Origin of the sequence: Nostocoides australiense Ben110, assembly GCF_001050535.1 — a bacterium.
GTDB lineage: Bacteria > Actinomycetota > Actinomycetes > Actinomycetales > Dermatophilaceae > Nostocoides_A > Nostocoides_A australiense.
The window spans coordinates 3,599,751-3,601,259 of the sequence record NZ_HG764815.1; the positions used below are offsets into that span (position 1 = coordinate 3,599,751).

At 69.7% G+C, this 1,509-nt stretch carries 2 protein-coding genes; both read left to right on the plus strand.

Annotated features, from left to right (window positions below):
- Positions 1-878 (plus strand): radical SAM protein (locus tag BN11_RS17595; RefSeq protein ID WP_048699609.1); only part of this gene is annotated, 878 nt, incomplete at its 5' end.
- Positions 875-1,509: CDP-diacylglycerol--glycerol-3-phosphate 3-phosphatidyltransferase (gene pgsA / locus BN11_RS17600; protein WP_083433855.1), on the plus strand; the 635-nt coding region annotated here is incomplete at its 3' end. The genes BN11_RS17595 and pgsA, both read left to right, overlap by 4 nt.

The window sequence follows — 1,509 nt, forward strand, 5'->3', positions numbered from 1 at the left end:
CGCTGAAGATCGCCAGCGGCTGCGATCGGCGCTGCGCCTTCTGTGCGATCCCGATGTTCCGGGGTGCCTTCGTCTCCCGGCACCCGGATGAGGTCGTCGCCGAGGCCCGGTGGCTCGCCGGCCAGGGGGTCAAGGAGGTCTTCCTCGTCAGCGAGAACAGCACCTCCTACGGCAAGGACCTGGGCGACCTGGGCGCCTTGGAGAAACTGCTGCCGCGCCTGTCGGCGGTCGATGGGCTGGACTGGGTGCGCGTGTCCTACCTGCAGCCGGCGGAGATCCGCCCCGGACTGCTCGAGGCCATGTTGGCGACCGAGAAGGTCGTGCCGTGGTTCGACATCTCCTTCCAGCACGCATCGGGGCCGCTGCTGCGGCGGATGCGGCGCTTCGGCGACGGCGACTCCTTCCTCGAGTTGATCGCCCGGGTGCGTGCCCTGGCCCCCGAGGCGGGCGTCCGGTCCAACGTCATCGTCGGGTTCCCGGGGGAGACCGAGGAGGACGTGGCGGAGTTGGAGTCCTTCCTGACGGCGGCCCGGCTCGATGTCGTGGGCGTCTTCGGATATTCCGACGAGGACGGCACCGAGGGTCTGGGCATGCCGGGCAAGGTCGACGAGGACGAGATCGCCGCTCGGGTGGCCCGCTTGCAGGACCTCGCGGAGTTGCTGACGGCGCAGCGGGCCGAGGAACGCATCGGCACGGTCGCCGACGTGCTCATCGAGGGCGTCGAGGACGGTATGCCGTTCGGCCGCACCGCTTTTCAGGGTCCCGAGATCGACGGGCAGACGAGTGTCGAGTCGGTGCCGGACCTGGTGCCGGGCCAGATCGTGGCGGCCGAGATCGTCGCGAGCGCGGGTGTCGACTTGCAGGCGGTCGCCCGATGACCCTGCCCGCCGCCAAGGTCTCGGCGTGGAATCTGCCCAACACGCTCACCGTGATGCGCATCCTCGTCGTGCCCTTCTTCGGATGGCTGCTGCTCGTCGATCACGGTTCGGATGTCGGGCTGCGCTGGTGGGCGCTGGCGCTCTTCGTCGGTGCGGTCCTGACCGACCGCATCGACGGTGACATCGCTCGTCGGCGCGGGCTGGTGACGGACTTCGGCAAGGTCGCCGACCCGATCGCCGACAAGGCGATCACCGGGATGGCGTTCGTCGGCCTCTCCGTGCTCGGCGAACTGCCGTGGTGGATCACCATCCCGGTCCTGGTGCGGGAGTGGGGCATCACCGCGATGCGCTTCTTCATCATCCGGCACAGCGTCATGCCGGCCGGGCAGGGCGGCAAGACCAAGACGGCGCTGCAGGCTTTGGCGCTGGGGTTCTTCATCGCTCCGCTGTGGACGTTGCCGGAGCCGGATGTGTGGATGTGGGTGGCCTGGATCATCATGGCCGCCGCGGTCATCCTGACCCTCGTGACCGGCATCGACATCGCGCTCAAGGGGCGCCGGCTGCGACAGACCAGCGAGCGCACCCGGCGCAAGCGCGCCGAGCGCCTCGCCCGGCGCGCCGGCGGGCGATG